The 18429-nt window shown below is 38.4% G+C and carries 12 protein-coding genes; 9 read left to right on the top strand and 3 right to left on the bottom strand.

What is annotated here, in order from left to right; all coding sequences use genetic code 11:
• The first annotated feature begins 20 nt into the window (after positions 1–20).
• From ACJJI0_RS10935 to ACJJI0_RS10975, 9 genes are all read left to right on the top strand, one after another.
• A complete protein-coding gene (locus ACJJI0_RS10935) occupies positions 21–431 on the top strand; it encodes a M67 family metallopeptidase (protein ID WP_252084779.1) in 411 nt (136 codons plus the stop codon).
• A 21-nt stretch (positions 432–452) separates the two neighbouring features.
• Positions 453–725 (top strand): MoaD/ThiS family protein, encoded by a 273-nt coding sequence (locus ACJJI0_RS10940; RefSeq protein ID WP_444885894.1) that lies wholly within the window; start codon positions 453–455, stop codon positions 723–725.
• A 212-nt stretch (positions 726–937) separates the two neighbouring features.
• Positions 938–2851, top strand: coding sequence for a CoA transferase (locus ACJJI0_RS10945; protein ID WP_444885895.1), 1914 nt, complete (start codon positions 938–940; stop codon positions 2849–2851).
• Positions 2848–4527: a class I adenylate-forming enzyme family protein gene (locus tag ACJJI0_RS10950; RefSeq protein ID WP_444882571.1), complete on the top strand. Its 1680-nt coding sequence runs from the start codon at positions 2848–2850 to the stop codon at positions 4525–4527. Before ACJJI0_RS10945 ends, ACJJI0_RS10950 begins: the two co-directional genes overlap by 4 nt.
• Positions 4528–4578: 51 nt before the next feature.
• Positions 4579–5772 (top strand): MFS transporter, encoded by a 1194-nt coding sequence (locus ACJJI0_RS10955; protein WP_252084775.1) that lies wholly within the window; start codon positions 4579–4581, stop codon positions 5770–5772.
• A 1-nt stretch (position 5773) separates the two neighbouring features.
• Entirely contained in the window at positions 5774–6889 is a 1116-nt protein-coding gene (locus ACJJI0_RS10960) for a hypothetical protein (RefSeq protein WP_444882572.1), read from the top strand.
• Positions 6890–6918: 29 nt separating this feature from the next.
• A complete protein-coding gene (locus tag ACJJI0_RS10965) occupies positions 6919–9336 on the top strand; it encodes a hypothetical protein (RefSeq protein WP_444882573.1) in 2418 nt (805 codons plus the stop codon).
• 16 nt (positions 9337–9352) lie between these two features.
• Positions 9353–11857 (top strand): prodigiosin MAP biosynthesis aminotransferase PigE, encoded by a 2505-nt coding sequence (gene pigE, locus ACJJI0_RS10970; protein WP_444882574.1) that lies wholly within the window; start codon positions 9353–9355, stop codon positions 11855–11857.
• A 57-nt stretch (positions 11858–11914) separates the two neighbouring features.
• Entirely contained in the window at positions 11915–13081 is a 1167-nt protein-coding gene (locus tag ACJJI0_RS10975; protein ID WP_444882575.1) for an acyl-CoA dehydrogenase family protein, read from the top strand.
• 56 nt (positions 13082–13137) lie between these two features.
• Here the strand turns inward: ACJJI0_RS10975 and ACJJI0_RS10980 are convergent, their stop codons facing one another.
• From ACJJI0_RS10980 to ACJJI0_RS10990, 3 genes are all read right to left on the bottom strand, one after another.
• Positions 13138–14367 (bottom strand): MFS transporter, encoded by a 1230-nt coding sequence (locus ACJJI0_RS10980; protein ID WP_444885928.1) that lies wholly within the window; start codon positions 14365–14367, stop codon positions 13138–13140.
• Positions 14354–15355 (bottom strand): helix-turn-helix domain-containing protein, encoded by a 1002-nt coding sequence (locus ACJJI0_RS10985; protein ID WP_444882576.1) that lies wholly within the window; start codon positions 15353–15355, stop codon positions 14354–14356. Before ACJJI0_RS10985 ends, ACJJI0_RS10980 begins: the two co-directional genes overlap by 14 nt.
• A gap of 1019 nt (positions 15356–16374) precedes the next feature.
• Positions 16375–17589, bottom strand: coding sequence for a hypothetical protein (locus ACJJI0_RS10990; RefSeq protein ID WP_444882577.1), 1215 nt, complete (start codon positions 17587–17589; stop codon positions 16375–16377).
• Positions 17590–18429 lie beyond the last annotated feature (840 nt).

Genomic DNA, 18429 nt, shown 5'->3' on the forward strand with positions numbered 1-18429 from the left:
GCACAGACTGGAAATTTACTATGCTGAAGATTTTAGATGTACATATAGAATCTATTATGAATCAAGCACTTGCTGAGCACCCTATAGAGGCTTGCGGCATTATTCTTGGTAAAAAAGATAATCAAGTACCCCATAGAATAGTGCCGATGCAAAATGCAGCACGCTCTGAAAATTTTTTTGCTTTTGACCCTAAAGAACAGTTTAAGGTCTGGCAAGAAATGGAAGAAAAAAATGAAGTGCCAATGGTGTTCTATCACTCACATACAAACTCCCGCGCCTTTCCAAGTAAAGAAGATATTCAACATGCTTGGTATCCTGATGCCAGTTATGTTTTGGTTTCAACAACTGGGGGTAAACCTGGTGAAGTGCGTAGCTATCGCATAGTAGACAAAAAGGCCATCGAAGAAACAATTAACGTAGTATCGCAATAAAACAAATAGGCAGATAAAAGCATGTCAGTGAAAGTAAAGATTCCTACTATTTTACGAACTCTAACTAACAATCAAAAAGAAGTAACGTCTGAAGGACAAACAGTCAAAGAGTTAATAGAATCTCTAGAATCGCAATATCCAGGGATCAGAGAGCGCTTATTAAAAGAAGGGGAAGTTCACAAATTTATGAACATTTATGTAAATGAAGATGATATCCGCTTCAAAAACCAATTAGCTACAGACATAAAATCAAGCGATGTCATTACTATACTTCCAGCTGTCGCAGGTGGCTAATTAAAAACAAATAAAAAAACTGTAAAAAACCTTAACATCTGAAAAAGGTGGTCGGCATTATCGACTCACCTTTTTACATTATATAGTGATACCTAATCTAACCGGTAGAGAAATAACCAGAGTTACCTTGTTGCTCTTAAATAACGACCTCAATTAATTTAATTGATTGATTGATTGTGTTACTGGCAACAGATTTTGGTGGTATATAAATTATGGAAATGGATAAATTTCTTAGCGATTGTACAATTATTGGTAACTTTAAAGAAGTTCCGGTTCACCTACAGTCAACAATAAATACTTTTCAGTATCAGTGCCATGCGTTAGGAATTCAAGTAGAAAATGATTTAAGTTTAAATAGTGATGTAAATTTTCCATTCAAATTTATATCTTCAGATAGACGAACTCAGGAAAACCTTTTCTCTTTTTGGTCAGATGATCCCCTACGGCAAGGCTCAGAGTCTGTGATTCAAGCCGCAACTGGCTTGATGTCGGTTCATGGACGTTCCATTGGTGGAATAGATGCCTTGAATGCTCCCTATCTATCTAGCGCATCAGCTGTTTTAACTCTTTTAGGCTGTATAGCCACCGCTATAGGCCATAGACGCGGATTAAATTCGAGAGGATTTCAAACCTCCATGGTATCTGCAGGGTTATTGTGTGTTGGGCAATACCTTGCTGGTGCAACTGTAAATGAATATGCGGAGAATATTCCTCCCGGAGTACACGATCATTCTCAACGACCACCTTTCTGTTCAGCAGATGGTGTGCTTTTTGAATTAGAAACTCTTTCTCCAGAACCTTGGCGTCGATTCTGGAGTGCTCTTGGGATCAGCCAGGAGGATATGAGCAAAGGTTGGCAGTCATTTCTGCAGCGGTATGCGAAAGCAACATCATATCTGCCAAGAACCCTCATATCAAAAATTTCTTCTTATAAATTTAAAGATATTGAATTGTTAGCAAGTGAATCGGGGGTCGCAGTATGTCGTCAGAGAACACTTTTAGAAAGGTCCACTGATAGAGATATATCTATTTTATTGGAACGAGGCCCATGGCAACTTAGACCTGAAGTTATTAATAATGATATATACAAAGATTCTTCAAAAAATATTTTAAATCAAGATACTTCAAATAACTTTATTACTGACCAAAGTAAACCTTTGAGTGGACTTACTGTTATCGAATCCTGCCGACGGATTCAAGGGCCTATAGCTGGCCATTTACTAGCCTTATTGGGAGCTAGGGTAGTACGAATTGAGCCACCTGGTGGTGACCCATTACGAGGAATGCCTCCTCTTGCTGGAGATTGTTCAGCGCGATTTGACGCACTAAACCATCTTAAAGAGGTTCGGGAAATCGATATTAAAACACCTGCGGGTCGCGCTGAAGTTCTTTCATTAGTATCTACTGCGGATGTCTTTATTCATAACTGGGCTCCAGGAAAAGCCAAGCAACTACAACTCGACCACGAACATTTGAAAAAGGTAAATCCTGATATTGTTTATAACTATGCCGGTGGATGGGGAATTCTAGATAACGATGTGCACTATCCTGGTACTGATTTCACCGTACAGGCTTATTCTGGACTAGCTAGTGAGCTTTCACATAATAATAAGAATAATGGAGGTACTCTATATACAGCCCTCGATGTTCTTGGTGGGATAATTTCAGCTCAAGGAACCACCTTAGGTCTATTCCGTAAATTTTTTAATAACCAGGGATGTCGTGTAGATACCTCATTACTAGGAAGCGCGACACTTTTAACCCAACCAATTATTAAATCTATTAGGGAAAAAAATAAAAAGCCTGAATTTCAGAAAGGAAGGCTATTCAAGACCTTAGATGGATATATCATCCTAGAGTTCTCCTCATCTAATGAACTAATTCCTTTGCTAGATGAAATAAATTTGACGGTCAGAGATTTAGAGCAATCGAACATAGATGAAAAATTAGAGAAAATTCTTGAAGACAAAAATGCTCAAGAGTGGTTATTTATTTTCGAGAAACATAACATCCCATGTAGTCAAGTAATAGAGTCACTCGAAGAGCTACCCAAGCAGCCTCGCTTTAAAGAAAACTTTCAAACCTCAAATTATTCTCGTGTAACCACGCCATGGAGATTCAAATGAACAATACAGGTGTGATTGATATAGTGCCCATTTCGGTGCGACAGGATTGGACTTCTAAAGGATATTATCCCGAGCAAACTGTTTATGAAAAATTTTGCGAAAACGCTATAAAACAACCAAATAAACCCGCAGTACTTGAGAAAGATACAATAACAACTTACAGCCAATTATCTGAATCCGCAGCCCGGCTTGCTAATAGTTTTTTAAAATTGGGGATTGTCAGTGGGGACGTTGTTGTTTATCAGCTGGTCAACTCCTGGCGATCATGTGCTATTGATCTTGCATGTGCTGCAATCGGTGCTGTTGTCTGTCCGATTCCACTTGGGCGAGGCAGCCTTGATATTAAATCTGTTATCAAGCGTACTAATGCCAGAGTATTGATTACTGAAAGATCTTATGCAGATATTGATTACTGTGAAATAATTCAATCGATTCGTCCAAATGCATTATCATTGAGAACATTTATCGTCCAAGGTGATAAACCAGCATCCAGTGAAACTAACTGGAATGATCTTGATGAATTATTTAAAAATGATCCGCTTAAAACACCGATCAAAGTATGCCCTAATAGCCCTGTAAGGTTTCTCATTTCTTCAGGTACTGAATCAGAACCCAAATTAGTTGCTTATTCACACAATGCTATATTGGGTGGAAGAGGACGATTTTTAGAAAGAATTACTAAGCCCAATAGAGACTTTCGTGCATTATACCTTATGCCTTTGGGTACTGCATTTGGCTCTAGTGCGACATTTGGCGTGCTTTCCTGGATGGGAGGTTCATTAGTACTTCTTCCAAAGTTTGATATAACTACTGCTATAGAGGCTATACAGCAACATAAACCAAGTCATATTTTTGGTGTTCCCACCATGTTTCAGCGTATGGCGGCGGCTGCAGAACTACAAAAAACTGACTTATCATGTCTTACGGCCATTGTCAGTGGTGGCGCCATTATTGATCAAGCGACAATTTATCGCTGTGTTAGTGCTTTTGACTGTAGAATTATTAGCCTTTATGGATCAGCCGATGGTATTAATTGCCATAATACATTGGAAGATTCTTTAGATTCTATTTGTAGATCCGTTGGACGTCCAAATCCTAGTATTTGTGAAATTCGAATTGTAGATGATCAAAAGCAACCTTTGGCTCAAGGGGAGATAGGAGAAATAGCTGGGCGAGGGCCGATGACGCCGATGCAATATGTAAATGCCCCAGATCTAGACCAACGTTACAGGGATCATGAAGGCTGGGTTTATACTGGTGATCTTGGTTGTATTGATGATAATGGATATCTTATTCTTCTCGGGAGAAAAAAAGATATCATTATTCGGGGCGGAATGAATATTAGCCCTGTTCAAATTGAAAAAATTGCAACCTCTCATCCTGAGATTATAAGTGCAGCTTGTATTCCTGTACCAGACGAAGATCTTGGCCAAAGAGTTTGTATCTGTATCACTCTGCGCGAAGGTTCAGATCTTCTCTCACTTAATGAAATTAATGATTACCTTAGGGATCAAGGCCTGGAAGTAAATAAACTACCAGAGTATCTGCAATTTTACCGGCAACTACCGATGACCCCTGCCGGAAAAATTAATAAAAAAATGCTTGTGGAAAATATCTCTTCATTGGGAAAGAGCAGAGAACAATCAAGGAATAGTGAATACGATACTGTAACATAATTTTGCTACCATTTTGGATACCCCATTTCCCTAAAAAGGATTAAATCGATCATGAGTGCCCCTCCAACTCATATAGATCCGTTCGATAAAATAAAAATTGGACTGGTTCTTTTACTTGCAATGGCATTACCAATGTTCATTCTTTATGCAACTGGTGTGCTGAGCCCATATTTAATTAAAGCACTACAAGTACAAGAGAGTGACCTGAGCTATATTGTGATGGTTTCTTTTGGATTAGCATCAATTTTATCCCTATTTGCGGGAAATGCTGTCGACTATTTTGGTCTTAGGGCATCATATGTTCTTCACTTCATAACAATTGCAATATCTTTTTTTATAATTAGTATCTCGGATAGCTTATGGACAATCATTGGCGCAATTTCTATAGTTGGTCTTTCTCAAGCCTTAGCCAATCCCTTAACTAATAAGTTAATTGCACTAAGAATCCCAGACTCTAGTAAGGCCATGATGGTCGGTATGAAGCAATCTGGAGTGCAGTTATCAGCATTACTTGCCGGTTTCACTCTGCCTTTTATAGCAAATAATTGGGGTTGGAGAGTATCCTTCTTGGCTGTAGTACCTATAGCAATAGTAATGGCAATACTTAGTTGGAAAGTATCACCAAATAAGCCTCTAGTAAGGAAATCCTCTCAACAATACATTCCAAATAGAAAGCTTGCGCTATTAATGTTAACCCAAGGAGGAATTGGAGCAGTTCTTTCTGCATACATCACTTATATACCAAGCTTTGCAATCAGTTTATCCCTAAGCCCAGAGCAAGCAGGGCTTCTCATTACATTGTTTGGTATTACAGGAATGTCCTCTCGAATTATAATGACACCTATAGCCTCATCATTTGATAATCAAGCAATGTTTATCGTAGGGATGATTGGATTCGCTATTCTAGCCATATTTATCACAATGAAATCAAATATTGAGGCCTCTTGGCCAATTTATATTGGAGTCATTGGAATTGGATTAAGTATTGTGGCAACTAATGCAATAGCTATGGGAATGGTTGTAAAGGATTCAAGATTTGGCCCTATTGCCTATGCATCTGGAATGATATCTGCTGCTTTTTTTGCTGGTATAGCCGTCGGATCATCTATTTTTGGAATGATCATTTCATTCTTTGAATCTTTTTCAAGTGGATGGATATTTACTATTTTAATCCTGTTGATAAGTGGGAGTTCTTGCCTGATTCTTGCAAACCAACATTCTCTCACTCAACAAGAAGCTGTTTAAAATGAATAATTCTTTGTTGGTAGAGAATAAAGAGTCATCTTTTTCAGACTCTTCTACAAGTGTAAATTACACAGCCATATATGCCATAACCAATACTTTAGAAAGAATTTCTTATTCTTGTGATGATAATTTCCCAATATTTACATCCCCCCAGGATAATCAGTGGAAATTTTCTTCAGGAGGTTCTTGGATGGGCGGATTTTGGTGTGGCAGCTGGTGGTTAAAGGCAAAAGTCAGTGGAAAGGATATTGATAGAAATTACGCGTCTTCTATTTTAGAACGTCTCACACCAAAACTATATTCAGACACAATATTCCGCAGCATGATTTATTGGTATGCATTAGCGCCTGGCATTCGTTTATTTAACGATACTAAGTCTATTTTATTTGCGGAAAAAGCAGCAAAAACCATCTTTCAAAGTTTCAATTCGAAGTGGGATTGCTATCCTATGGGAACCGCTTTGGGGGCAGGAGAAAAAGGAAAAAACACACTAAATATTGATGGCCTTGCTGCTCTTATCCAACTGTTACAGTATGGTGACTCTGAAACCCGTTCTACTGCAAAATCACACACCGATTCAATTATTAAGTTTATGCTCGACCCAAGTGGTAATTTTTCTGCAAATGCTACACTTGGAAGCAATAAAATAAAAATAAGCAATTCTTCCAAGGGTTGGGCTCGAGGCCATAGTTGGGGACTTTTGGGCTTAGCTACTGCTTCCCGTCTTTGGGGCGGAGATTATCATACATTGGCTGAATCATTGTGCGTTGAATGGCTTAATGAATATTCTGATAAATTCCCTAAGAACCTTAAAAATGGAAATCGAAATCACCTGGATCCCTCTGCATCACTGATCGCGGCATTATCCATGTATAAACTTTCCACATGTCCAAACAATATGATTGATTGGCGAGCAGAAGCCAACTCTATTATTAAAAATATAATTGAGTCTGACTACTTCAATATAAACGACCAGTCCCATGAGGCATATTTTAACGGTTGTTTTTTTCGCATTAACTCTAGCGAAGAAAGTTTAGGTGAAACAATATGGGGATATTTTTTTCTTCTGCAGGCTCTGCTTATATCAGAAAAAATTATTGACCCAAACGATATTTAACAAAATGAATTAGAGGCTCAACTTTAGAGATGAATCACAACATAGGGATATGCATTATTTCTGAGAACCCTGCTCTTATTGAAGAGCTGGATTATATTTTTTCTCTTATCCATGTCATTCAAAATCCTGAGGATGATTGCTCATTTACGATAGAGCCATTTTCTCTACCGCCGAAAAATAATAGGGACATATTGAATGCCACTATAAAACAAGCTCAACACTATCTAACGAATGCTGGCAAACGTCATGAATTCTCATTTACTCCATATATATTTAGAGATTTAAATGAAGCAATTAAGGTGTTGCCTGGGGAAAATACTGTTTTTGACATATTTATTGTTGACACTGAATATTTACCTGAATACTCCAAAGAGGCCAACATTAGCTTACCCGAAAGCCCTTTTGATTTATTAATATCATCTTGTAAAGTACGTACACTTACTCCATTTTCTAAAGTTATGTACGTGCCAGAAGAGAGTCTAAATAGTATTTTATCATATGTTGATGGCAGTACTCAGATTCAAGTTCTACAAGACGATCCGGATTTAGTTAGGGCGAAATTGCTAAAACTATTGATTGATCACATGGAGCACGGTTATCTCAATAAGTTATTATCAAGAACTGCAGCAACCACTAAATCACCAATTGGACTCGCCCAGGCAATCTTTAGTCACATGCAAGAATTCTGGCCGAAGCAATGGGATTTCCACTATTATACGGGCTCTATGGTAGCCAACTTAATTCGCTCAATACAGGCATTATGTACGGATGTCCAGGATGATTCATCGCCCAGATGTTTAACTGGTAATAATGAGCATTGTTTAGCTGCTGGCGCATTAGCAGGATGGCAACTATTCGAGCGTTCATACGTTATTACAGTCACTTCTGGTATGATTGATGAATTTCGTGGTACTTTATCCAACCTTCAAAGAGCAAAAGCCCCAGGTTTAATTATATGTGCTGATAGTCCAGCTGATTCTTGGTTTGCTTTTCAGGGAACAATTGACGTTGATACTGATGGGCGTGAAGTCATAGCTGCCAGAAGGATACCCCACGTATACCTACATGATCGGGAAACCTTATCAGAACAGCTGAATAAGGCTTTTCAAGTCATGCATGAAAATCCTGGTCCCGTTTTTATTTTTGCCACTCCAAATATACTCGAGTCTAGGGAGAATACATTTAGCCCATCTGAATTCATATCAAAAGTATCCGAACCTAATGATATACATCAGAATGATCTCGATACTGTTATGAACTTAATTAACAATTCTGATATCAGATTACTCTGGAACTGTGGTCCGCTTTCTAAGTATGAGCTTGAGTTGGTAACCCAGATTGCGCAAGATGCAGGTATAGCTCTTACCGATTCATTAACTCATCCAGGTACGGTTCAAGCTTATAGAAATGGAAAACTAAATAAAAACTATCTTGGAACCTTCGGCGTCTATGCTTTCAGTCGACGGGTTTATCACTACCTACATGACAATGGAAAACTACGAGGGCCGGATACTCTTAGTCAATTTTTTTTAAAACATAAAATTGATCAGGCTGCGACCCCATTTTCAGAAGGTAAACTGAAGCGTAATATCCATATCGTCCAAGTTAATAAAAATAAACGTCATCTCTCTCCTTACAGCAATATTGCCCTTAATATGCCTCTTGTAAAACTCTTGGAGTATATAAAGGCGCACTTAGACGTACAGGATCACATCAAAGCAAATCGCTTAGCATACTTGACAGAGGCTACAAATCTTGACGAATGTGTACCCGGGGATTATATGGCCAGCCTTCCAATGTCAGCCAATTATTTCATGTTGAAATTAGGTCAACAGGTTAGGAGATTAATTGAGAACAATGCATTTGAATTCATTGGTGTTTATGATGTAGGGCGCTGTGGGTTATCTGCAATACGTAATATACCAAGGACCTGTCGTAGTTTTTCTGGCTGGTACGGAAGAGCACTAATGGGAGATGCGCTTTCTGCCCTACCCTACATTGCTAGAACTTCTGATAAAAATGTATTGGCATTTATTGGCGATGGTGCACGAGCACTGGTCCCCAATATTGAGAGTCAACTTGTCCATGCTTTATCTCAAAACCCAAATGGGACAAAAATTAATATTACACTTTTGTATCTATGCAATGGTGTTTTATCAATGATTCAAACATATTTGGACAAAAGAACACCATCCGGCTGTGGTCGACAGGTAGTGGTGCCTTTACCACTTCAGGAGAACCATACCGATCATAAGAGAGAGCCTGTTACTTCCCGCAATATCATTGTTAATCGAACAAGGGTTAGTAGCTATCAGGAGCAGCAAATAGGAGATCTTTTGAATCAAAAGGGAAGAATAAATATTGCTGAGGTGCTTCTATCCCACAATTCTGATGGAGATGGTCTAAGCCTAATCTCTGAAGCCTCCTGGAATCGAATTACAGCTTGAATTTGGACTTAAAAGAATGAAATTTGGATTTATCGCTCACCCAACATCAGTTGCCCTGAAGCGTCATGTTAAACTTATTGATTTGGTCAACCGAAATATTGATGAGCAAAGTAATGGTTATCATGAGGACTACTGGAAAAAGCAAAACCTTGTGCCATTTACTACTTTTGATTCCGTTATCAGTAAGGCAGGGTCACAATGTAGTGGAATTATCCACTATATGCCTCTAACCGCAGAGGAAATGCTTTCGGAACATCGAAATGTAACAAAACGTGTTATTGAGGGAATCAATGACTTACAAAGCCGAGGAGCAGAACTAGTTGGGTTAGGTGGATTCACTGGCATCGTTGGAAATCGGGGCCTGCAGACAACAGAGAAATGCTCAATTCCAATCACCACAGGTAACTCTCTAACAGCTTATGCTGCTCAAAGAAACATTCTACAAGCTATGGAGCGGCTCGAACTATCACCTCAAGGTATAGAAGTTGCCATTATAGGCTATCCAGGCTCTATTTCTCTCACTATTGCTCAACTACTTATCGACAAAGGTTGTCACCTAACATTAGTGCATCGAGGTAAGAGCGATCCTGATAAATATCTGAACTACCTGCCTAGCCAGATGCATTCATCTGTAACGCTCACTAATAATATTGAAGATTGTTACGGTAGAATTAAATTCTATATTGCCGCAACTTCTACAGGCAGTGTAATAGATCCAGCCAGACTTCTTTCTGGCTCAATAGTGGTTGACGCAGCCTTACCTAAGGATGTAATGCCCACACTACAGCCGAGAGAAGATATTCTGATTATAGATGGTGGCCTGATTTCTGCAGGTCCTGAAGTCAGCTTCGGGGAAGCCACTAAAAATTTTGCTCCAAAGAAGTTCATGAATGGTTGCTTAGCAGAAACTATAGTTTTAACTTTAGAGCAATGCAGAGAAGACTATTCATTAGGTAGAATACTGCCGCCAGAGCGTGTATTAAACATTGGCCAACTAGCGGAAAAACATGGTTTTACCACTGTACCAATGGCCACCGACGGAGAGTGGATTACCGATTCCCATTTTTATGGGCTTCTTCGCCATCATCGTGATATTCAGGTCTCTCTTGATACTTCAAAACACCTACAGCGCACTCAAACCATTAGTAGATTTCGACATCACATTAATCCTGTGATGGCAGATTTTTACCAATTTAATCATATTGAACGTGTTTTTCATCACGGAAGTGGATGTCAACTCACTGATATGGATGGAACAATTTACTTAGATTTTGTTGCCGGTTATGGGTGCCTTAATACTGGCCATAATCACCCTAAAGTAACAAAAGCTATCACAGATTATTTATCATCGGAGAATCCTACTTTTGTTCAGTATGTCTCCATGCCATATCATGCTTCTCTACTTGCAGAGAGGCTGGCTGAGCTTGCTCCTGGAGATTTATCAAGAGTCTTCCTCAGTAACTCAGGTACAGAGGCTGTGGAAGCTGCTATTAAAATGGCTCTTGCCGCAACTTCAACGGGTCGTTTGATATATTGTGATAATGGCTATCACGGAAAAACCCTTGGGGCATTATCTATCACTGGCCGCACCAAACATAGATCAGAATTCGAACCTCTATTACCTGAATGCCATGAAATACCTTTCGGTTGCTTGACCGCATTAGAGGAGGAATTACAGAAAGGTGACGTGAGGGCATTTATCCTTGAGCCTATACAGGGTGAAGGCGGTGTTCTATTACCACCTAAAGGATATTTAAAAGAAGTCAGGCGCTTATGTACTAAATATAATGTCATAATGATTCTCGATGAAGTGCAAACGGGACTAGGTCGAACCGGTAAACTCTTTTGTTGTGAGTGGGAAAATGTGGTACCTGACATTTTAATATTATCCAAGTCACTTTCCGGTGGCACTATTCCAATTGGTGCTACGATATCAAATCCTCGTTTATGGGATAGCGCTTACGGTAGTATGGATCGCTGTATTTTGCATACATCAACTTTTGGAGGCGGAAACCTGGCTGCTGCTACGGCTCTTGCGACTTTAAATGTTATTGTAGAAGAAAATTTAGCGGCTAATGCTATAGCTATGGGAGAAAAACTTAAAAGCTCATTAGAAGAAATTGCCAGTCAATACCCCTTCATTAAGTCTGTAAGGGGAATGGGACTTATGCTTGCAATTGAATTTTCTCAGTCTTTCAAAGGCAGTATTAATGCTACTGCTCAGGAACTTGCTCATCGCTTACCCTGGAATTCTCGTGAAACTTACAAAATGCTGTCAGATAATGCCAAGCATCATATGCTTGCTGCCATTGATGCAATTGAGTCCAATTTGGAAGATATGTTTTCCCTAAGATTCGTTACAAAGCTTTCTCAAGAACATAATATTTTAACTTTTCTTACTGCCAACAATAGTCGCGTGATGCGCATTCAACCTCCATTGGTTTTGAATTCCCAAGAAGCATTAAGATTTATTTCTGCTTTCGATTCAGTATGCCGAGACATGTCTACTTTTATGGACTAACCATCATACATGTTAAGCAATTAATTTTTAATGGAAGCCAGCAGCTAAAGGATAAACATGTCATTATTAACAAAACAACAAGAAAAGCTTGTTCAGAGAGCACGTGATTTTGTACAAACAGAACTCCTTCCTCTTGAAAAGGAGGTTGAAAAATCTGGTGGAATAAGTTCAGAATCTTCTAATGAAATCATAAGAAAATCTCGACAAGAAGGTCTTTTTGCGGCCAATATTGATCGCCGATTTGGAGGAGGGGGACTCACCACATTAGATAACGTTCTCCTGCAAGAACAGTTCGGAGCCACCAAGGAAATTCTTGCACGTCGTGCGGCAGGAAATATCTATGAGTGTATTAAGGAAGGTACATCCGAACAAATTGAGCGTTTTTTAATTCCTAGTATCAGAGGCGATCGGCACTCAGCATTAGCTGTCTCTGAGCCTGAGGCAGGTTCTGATGCGGCATCTATTACTACTAGGGCCGTACGCTGTGATGCCGGCTGGATACTTAATGGAAGAAAATATTTCATTAGTGATGCGGATTTCTGTGACTACTTTATAGTTGCAGCTGTAACTCAACCAGATCTTGGTCCACGTGGAATCTCTTTATTTTTGGTTGACAGGAGTCAACAGGGATTTTCCTATGGCAAAAGTTTTAATATGCTCGGATTTAAGGGTACAACGCATCGTGAGCTAATTTTCAACAATCTTATTCTGGGAAAAGATGCGTTGCTAGGAGAGGAGAATGACGGCTTTAGAATCCTCGGCGATACATTAGGAAAAGCGAGATTAAGTAAAGTCGGAGCCAGGGCAATTGGAAAGTGCCATCGTCTGCTGTATTTGATGAAGAAACACGCCCAAGATCGTCAACAATTTAGTAAAGCTCTCATTGATTTTGGCCAAATAAAACAAATGATTGTTGATAGTAATATTGAAATTGCAGCTGCAAGAGCACTTCTTCTACAAACTGCTAAGGAAATTGATACTGGCTTAGATTCTCGAGCTGCCATTTCCCAAGTAAAGATACTCGCAACCGAAACTTTGGGGCGTGTTGCAGATAGGGCTGTCCAAGTCTTTGGCGCCTCGGGCTGTCACGATGAAGAGGTGATTGAGAGTTTCTATCGCGATGCTAGACTGTATCGTATTATAGATGGAACATCAGAAATCCATATGAATATCATAGCGAAGGGTCTAAAAAGATCCGTTGGGCCTTGTTTCGTAGCCAGCTAAATTCCCTTGATAGCCAGAACTACTATTTCAGTCAGTTTCTGGCTACACCAGAGAAATTAGATTGATTGATTTCCTTTTAGAAGGATTAACTTATGATTTTTAACTCTCCAAAAACTAACAGCGACCATTAGCCCACCTAATAATATAGTAAACATAAAAGGTGAGAGAGGGGAAAACTGGTGAAGAAATGCTCCCATCAATGGGCCCAGGGCCAATCCTAAGCCTTTACTGACGCCATTGATTCCAGCTATTTTCCCCTGTGTATTCTCATCACCGCTGAGACTTAATAACGCGAGATTTCCGGGAAAAAGTAAACCCATTCCACCTCCCAGAATTGCCATGCCTAAGAATAACCACAGGTAAGAATCTGCAGAAGCAGATATAACTAAGGCTACAACTTGAATGATACAACCACCTATTAGTAACTTCTCAGGGGACCATGAAAGTAATTTCATTAACACACCCTGAGTTATAACCATAACTGTCATACTGGTCATCATTACTGCACCAGTTCTTTTAAGTGCCTCTCCTGAGGAATAACCAAATTCATCTTGTAACCTCAAACCAATAACTTGCTGTAATGTTCCATAAATTAGCAGACCACAAAATGTTATGAACAACATTGGTAGCAGATTCTTATAAGATAATTTAAATTTTGTATTTAATGACGAACTTCCAATTTCCTTTGATTCTTGTAGATTATTGCAGCCTAACCACCACAATATTAATAGACTTAATCCAACGATCGAGAAGCCTATTGCAATGGAATGCTTACCAATAAGCATTGCTATGAAACCACCAACAATAGTACCAACTCCGAATGCAGCACCCATTTTACCCATTCCTCTTGCGCGGTAGTCACGAGAGGTGAGATCAGCAATAAATGCCTGAGCTGCCGGCATAATGCCTCCAACCCCGATTGCCTGGCATAACCTTAAGCAAAGTATAATTAAAAAGACAGACACCACAGCTATATCAAAAGTTAGCTTTATATATATAGTACTTGCGGTCAATATCAAAAATAAACCCGTGACCAATATACCAATAGATATAATTTTTTTTCTTCCATAAATTTCACTTTTAACCCCCCAAAATGGAGCCGAAATCATCATAGCGAGAGAGGAGACCGTTAATATAAAACCGGTTTGAATATCTGTTAGCCCCAAATTTCTACCAAGTAAAGGAAATGTTATAACAAATAGACTGTGCGCTACTCCATTGGCAACCAGGATAAGAAGTAATAAGTTAATGTTTTGTGCTTTCTTAAAAGACTTAACTGATTCCATACTCACAGTACACTTCCTGTAGTCTTTCATTATTCCTAAATTCAATAGGAGTGCAGCTATATCTCTGTTTAAAAGTCTGTGCAAAATGGCTTGCACTGCTAAATCCACATAAGAAAGCAATATCTGTAATACTTCTTTGCTTATCTTTTAACAGTGATCGTGCTCTCGCCAACCGATAATCTCTTAGCCAACCAAATACTGTCTTGCCAAAAGTCTTTTTGAAGGTTCTATTTAATCGACTATGGCTCATCCCTACTATTCTTGACATTTCCTCCAGCGAAGGGACATTAGCTAAATCAGCCGTCATCAAGTTTATTATCTTGTCCATTTCGGATGATTTTTTTGCGACGGGAGTATCATCAGGTGCAAGTTCAGCGAGAGGTCTCAGCCATCGAGCCAATACATCGAGCGTTTTTGCCTCAGCACTCAAACAATCTAAAGCCGTATTAAAAGGGTTTCCCATTAAGTCTGAAATCCAGGATTCATTTGCTTCTTGATAACCCAGCCTCATAAGCCAAGGTGTTCCATTATCGGAAAAAATTCTAGATTTATTTGGAAAGGCAAAACCGACACGTTTTGTTGCATATTTGATTACAACCATTTCATTCTTTTGCTTAGAAGGTGTATATCGAAAAAGCTTACTGCCTCCGGTATTCACCAACCAAACATCACCAGGTCTAATCAAATAATTTATATCATTTTTGGAAAACCCAATGGAACTAACTCCTTCAAATCCAAATATCAGTAGTGTTGTATTTTTTTGATAGCGAATACACGAAAGATAGTGGTCATTAAACGTACAGCTACTTCCAGTCAAAGTAATATCGTCGCATATTCTACACGTCGTGAACTCCGTATCGCCAATTTCAGGTGGCAGAGAAGTTTGGCTCCACTTGCCCTGGGCCCTACCTGTCTCTTGTAAGTAATTATCAGAGACAATAAATGGTACGCAACCATCAATTACAGACTTTTTCCCACACAACTCCATTTGATCTAATCCATCTATCCATCAAATTTTTCACATGAGAATACATTAGATTGCCTTCATTTCAAGGAAATTAAACTAACTACCTTTATTTTCTACAGGTAAGAAACTAAATAGGATGTTATTTAGCTAAAGTGTTATTTTGTGACTTATCTATCTTGATTATTTGTTGAGTAAAGTTATATAAGATCTGAAGAGAGGTTGAATAATCATCTGCTTAACAGCCTGGGTCAGAAAATATCTAAAGTTTCAAAATTTCACTCTACTTTATGCCATTGATACTTTTGAAACATTCTTCCATCCATACTAGAAACTATTCTTCTACTTGAACTTTCTTGTTAGATACTATCTAAACTGTGGCCCACCAAGCCATCTTTAGGAGACTCAAGAACTATCGATTTTCCACACAAAAAGTAAGTGTTTTGTATGCAATGTCGCATGAGGAGGAGAGGAACACTATTTCTATACTGAGGGTGCTGTTATGGTACTTGTTACTTGAATATCGTCAGCAGTCAGCATCTTTCCATTCTTATTTTCCCATATCTAGATTACAGTTTTCCTATGCCAAACCGCTAGAAAGCCCTTTCATCTATTCAGGGTAATTATTTGTCAGACTTCTTGAGAGGTGTTTCGTTCATGTAATTAATCATACTACCTGCTCTTCTCAATACTGAAGCCTACTTAAGAAAGAACTCACAGCTTATCCTTTAAATCTGTCGGATAATCGAAATTTCTTAGACATCACTTCTACTTTCCAGCAGGATCAGTGGATATTTTATGGTTGCATAATGTTCGCCATTTAATCCCATTTGGCAACTGTAAACACCGGCAGTTCTACCTATTTTGGATGAGAAAAAATAATTTACTTTATGCTATACAAAACTTTTAACAACAGGCCAATGTAGGCTAGGTGGTTAGCTTGCCCTTTCATATAAGTCCTATTCCTGACAAGCTACATACCACAACTCAAAACATTTTAAAATCTAAGATACATTGTCAATATCTATACATCACCCCTAAAATTAAAAATTCATAGTAATCATCAACCAAAATTTATTTGTATCAGATAAATAATCTTTTGCATTATAGTTTGCATATTTCACCATGCCGGACAAATTCTTACTGAATTTGCGATTATATCTGACACTCCATTCACTACCATAAAACGCGCTTCCCTGATTAGCGTCAAAGTTATGATAGCTAATGCCCAAATTCCCACCGATCAGTTTTAAGTTGGCAGTAACATACAAATCTTCAACACCTTTTGCTGGTGTTTTTCTGAATTTATCTGTAAATCCTTGAAATTTATGGGTAGTTGCAAGTGGTGTACTGAAACCAATGCCGTTGTTTGCTCCCAGTATCTCGTAACCTATTTTCCCCTTCATTTTTCCTAAGGTGCCTGTAATCTCAGCTAGATAATAATTTGCTGAGTAATCATTAAGGTTTTGATTAATATTTTTCTGGTGTGCGAAACTCAAACGGGTTTCAAAGGCACCAAAATTTCCCAGATAATCCATACCGTAAGTACGACTAGAATCATTTATGGCATTATCGAAGTCTAGATTATATAAAAATACAGATAGTTGATGTTTTGTTAAAACAGGGTAGCTAGCTCGAAATAAGTGGATATCCCCTTTGAAATCTGAAAAGTTGCTATCTTCTCCATAAACACGATTGATGTTGTAGATATAGCTGTGATCTAACTGTAATTGACCCGGATTACCATATTGATAGCGTATACCATCGTATGTTCTTTCGTTCTGACGCCAGCTTGCTTTACCCTCCATGCCTCCAACAAAGCGTGGGTTATTTAAGTTAATACGCTGATTACCTACCGTAACTTTCAATTGTTCTAAATTATATCTCAAGTATACCTGATTAATCTCTGTACCTTTGGGGTCAGCCACAACCGGATATTCAGTCTTACCATTAACCGTAGAGTTATACTTATCTACACCAATCTCACTCACATTGTCTAACTCAAGGAAGAAGTTCGCCCCCTGAAAGCTACCACTTCTCCAGTTAATACGTGTTCTTAAAGTAGAGGCTACTGCATCTTCATACATATTATCTTGTTCGACATACTCTGTACGGTATCGAAGGTTCACTCCAACCTCACCCGACTTTAGAACTTCTGTTATTCTGTTGGTATTACCACCGTTAGCCTCTACTCTTTGAGTATTGCAAACACTTAGGATGAGTATTGTTACCACCATGTATAAATTATTATTTTTCACTCGCTAATCCTTTGCACATTTTAATAAGCTCCGCTACCGGATAGTATCAAAACTCAAACATCCTACTTATCAAACTACGGTAGCTTGCTATTAGTTAGATACCAACCTTATCAGATCCCGAATCATGAACCGATAAGATAAATAACCGGTTAAGATTAACCTTAAATTCATCTCATGTCATTTTTCCAGATTCAGCATGATAAAAATACGGCTTCATAAATTACTAGCATCGATAATTACTAACCACCCAACCATTCTCTTGCACCATTTTCAGGTTAAAAATACAGTCTAAATGATTATCTCCACCAACTTTATGAAGAGTTAAAGCCTGAAGTGGGGTTGTAAAAAAGTCGATCAAGTAATAAACCTGCTTCACAAAAGGAAACCCATGATATAACTAGATGTACCACCCCTTAGAATATTTAGTAATTATGAAACAGCGATTGCAGTAAGGATTACTTTGAAAGAGATAGAGATTACACAAAAAGACAACCTTCATTTAACGCTACATCTTTCAGGTAAAGATGAATTAAATACCTCTTCTTACCGTATAAAACCATTAAATAGTAAAGCTATGCTATCAAATGAAAACTCAAAGAATTTGGCGTTGATGAACGTCAGATATCTAACGCGTATATATTCAAAAATTTCTTTTTGTGCTTAGAAATTATTATTGAAATTAAAAGTTTAGCCATCCAGTAACGTCGGTCTTGGAAAAGGATTATTTTGATTGAAGCACAAAATTTGATTGGAACAGCTCAGAATATTTCTTCTATTTAATAATATTGCTAGATTTAAGTAACAGCTGTAATAGTACATTTTTACAGATTACTAACTTTT

The sequence above is a fragment of the Microbulbifer mixtoriginis (SeqCode) genome, from assembly GCF_052466695.1.